We start from the raw sequence: 2,610 nt of genomic DNA on the forward strand, positions 1-2,610 counted from the left end.
ACATCAGCTACTGATGGCGTTTTATCATCAGATTTTACTCCTGATTATTTTTTACTTATTGCTTTCTCTTCTCCACCACTACTGGAGTTGGCAAAACAAGCATCTCGCTTACCTCTAGACAGTTATGGCGGACTCATGAGTCAACGCTCTCTTTATCGCCTCTCAGGAAGAAAGGAAGCGAACTTAATGTACGTCTTTACTCATGGTCGCAACGCCTTCTCTGTTGTTTAACTTTTTATGACATACAGAGAACACGAAAATGTAACGATAAGAGCCAATATGCTCATTGTTACTAGAACCAATTTGAGGTCCATATAATGACAAGAATCGCTACAACCATCGCACTAGCATTACTATTTTCAGCGGGCTCAACCTTTGCAAACACAGAAACTAAGCCAGAAGAAATGAGTAACGACACTCTGTTAGAGTGTGCCAACGTTTCTAACGCACGTATTGCAGTTCCGGAACACAGAGCGATGTTCAGACACTACTTAATGTCTGAGAGAGACTACAGCTTTGACCAGCTATCGTCTGCCGAACTTGAATTTAAAGCAGCAGATAAGAATGAGTCTGAAGTAGAGAACATCTACAAGTCTCAGTGCAAAGAAGTTGGCGAATACCTATATAGCATTGGCTATTAAATTCGAAACCCTAACGACACTCAAAAAGAAAGGCGCATACATTGCGCCTTTCTTTTTACTGACAAAAACCTGTCGATTAGATGTCTAATCTGCATACAAGCTTAAAAGTGCAAATCAAGTAAACTTACTGAGAAAACTCAGACACATCCTTGGGTTTACAGAACGCTCGACGTGCTTTAACAAACAAGAAACTAAGCACTCCAATCACAAGAGTAATTATTGGTGCCGCCATTAATAGCATTGTGATTGCTTTGCTCATATTTTCCGGTAGCAAAGGAAGTAATGAACCAAAACCGCATAATATCAGCGTCCATAAAATCGCACTCAGCCACGCAAAGTAATGGAATTTACTAATACGTTTCACTCGCAACCCCATCATTAATGGCAATAGGGAACGAACAACCGGAATAAACCGCGCGCACAAAAGCGCAATCAATCCATGTTTACTGAGTAACACGTCGACCTGTTCCAAACGCTTTTGAGGAACCGCACTCACCCAGCCTTGGACCTTAGGTAAGCGATTTAGCCACTTGCCTTGTAAATAAGCCGCCCAACTTCCCAACCCCGCACTAACAGCTATCACCAACATGATCATAATTGGGTCAAGGACGCCAACCGCCGCCAGCGTACCGGATAATACGACGACACTGTCGCATGGGAAAGGTGCAGCAGGAATAAAACCACTTTCCAAAAAGATAATCACTGCAACAACAAAATAAACCAAACCTGCACTGCCTGGCGCCATTAACGCCGTGAAATCTTGATGCCAAAAAGCACTCAAGACCTGAATGATCGAATCAAACATAAACCGCTCCTAAGCATAATTAACCAAAAAGTTGCAAAAACATGGAATGTGTTAGCGAGCATGTATAAAGCGGTATATGAAATTCGATTCTTTTCTCACGCCGATTCTGTATTTAGAGTGAGTAAAAATACTTTCAATACAACAACCTAAAGTCTCAATGCCGATGCGTTTTAGCCACTTCATCGAGTAAATTGCCGAACGATGTGCCCACCATGCTACATCAAGCATTTCAAACCATTCGGGTTCTACATCGTCGTTCGAGCTCATTTCCTTAGCATGGATAACCCTCAATATATTCCGGCTGTTTAAACTCGGATAGTCTTGTTGTATTGGATAGATAGGATGTTCTGAAAAGTGCTTCGACTTAGCGTCAACAGCGATATTCTGGTTATGAAAGGAAAGAAAATTTGGGTGTGAGTGCGCCAGGCTCATGCTCGGAGCCAACAAGCAGAAAAGTAGTCCGAGTAAAGCAATCAGAATCGTACGCACAAAGGTAACCAAAACCAAAATAATAAGTTCTTTTAACCCTGTGCGTAACTATTGGCAATTAGTATTCTTAATCGTTAAGAATACTAATTATTTTTCACCGTAAGGGTAGCTTTCAAACATCTTCGCGATTTCTTCTTGGATGAGAGATTCTCGTTTCTCAGAGCTCATTGACTCAGACAGTTTACGACTTGAAACGCCTTTCCAAACGACTTGATTAGCCTTTGCATCAACCAGTTCAACCACCAACTTCCCATACTTACGTTCTTTATATCTTTCTGGGCTTGAAGTGATCACACCAAAGCTATTCCAGCCATAGCCAAAGCTCACCGACGATCCTGAAGAAACAAGCTCGGATTCTTCTACGATATCATGATGTACGTAAAGGTCACCGCCACTATTTACCTTAATTAAACCCTTACCCTCAAGCTGTTCAGCAAGCCCTTGCTCAATACGTCGACCATCAATACTGGTAGGAGCTTCCGCCTGAGCACCGAAGTCAAACGTTCTGTAAGCTGAAAAGTCGGCTTGTTTATCTACATCGGTTGTAACGGTAGTACAAGCAGATACCAGCATCACCACCAGCCCTAATATCAAACCTCTCATCATGTTAAATCTCCTTTGGTTAAGCTGACTGTTTCAGCAGAATTACCCTGTGCTATACATACGCATCAACAG

The 2,610-nt window shown here is 42.1% G+C and carries 4 protein-coding genes and 1 pseudogene; 2 read left to right on the plus strand and 3 right to left on the minus strand.

Annotation, left to right across the window (positions count from 1 at the left end; all coding sequences use genetic code 11):
- Together CAG68_RS04505 and CAG68_RS04510 are read left to right on the plus strand one after the other, a co-directional pair.
- Nucleotides 1-231, plus strand: a pseudogene (locus CAG68_RS04505) (hypothetical protein); the annotation flags it as partial.
- Between the two features lie 86 nt (nt 232-317).
- On the plus strand, nt 318-641 hold the full coding sequence (locus tag CAG68_RS04510; protein ID WP_042522561.1) for a hypothetical protein: 324 nt from the start codon (nt 318-320) through the stop codon (nt 639-641).
- A gap of 124 nt (nt 642-765) precedes the next feature.
- Here CAG68_RS04510 and CAG68_RS04515 read toward each other — a convergent pair whose 3' ends face one another.
- From CAG68_RS04515 to CAG68_RS04525, 3 genes are all read right to left on the minus strand, one after another.
- Complete coding sequence (locus tag CAG68_RS04515) at nt 766-1,446, minus strand: DedA family protein (RefSeq protein ID WP_017820317.1); 681 nt, start codon at nt 1,444-1,446, stop codon at nt 766-768.
- 51 nt (nt 1,447-1,497) lie between these two features.
- A complete protein-coding gene (locus CAG68_RS04520) occupies nt 1,498-1,935 on the minus strand; it encodes a hypothetical protein (RefSeq protein WP_231970757.1) in 438 nt (145 codons plus the stop codon).
- A gap of 87 nt (nt 1,936-2,022) precedes the next feature.
- Nucleotides 2,023-2,541 (minus strand): DUF4136 domain-containing protein, encoded by a 519-nt coding sequence (locus tag CAG68_RS04525; protein ID WP_005382627.1) that lies wholly within the window; start codon nt 2,539-2,541, stop codon nt 2,023-2,025.
- Between the last annotated feature and the right edge of the window lie 69 nt (nt 2,542-2,610).

Origin of the sequence: Vibrio sp. V42_P2S4T144 (assembly GCF_009904715.1) — a bacterium.
GTDB classification, from domain to species: domain Bacteria; phylum Pseudomonadota; class Gammaproteobacteria; order Enterobacterales; family Vibrionaceae; genus Vibrio; species Vibrio alginolyticus.

Excerpts from the sequence above, each read along its gene's own strand:
- CAG68_RS04510 (WP_042522561.1), top strand. The coding sequence starts at position 318 with ATGACAAGAATCGCTACAACCATCGCACTAGCATTACTATTTTCAGCG.
- CAG68_RS04515 (WP_017820317.1), bottom strand. The coding sequence starts at position 1,446 with ATGTTTGATTCGATCATTCAGGTCTTGAGTGCTTTTTGGCATCAAGAT.
- CAG68_RS04525 (WP_005382627.1), bottom strand. The coding sequence starts at position 2,541 with ATGATGAGAGGTTTGATATTAGGGCTGGTGGTGATGCTGGTATCTGCT.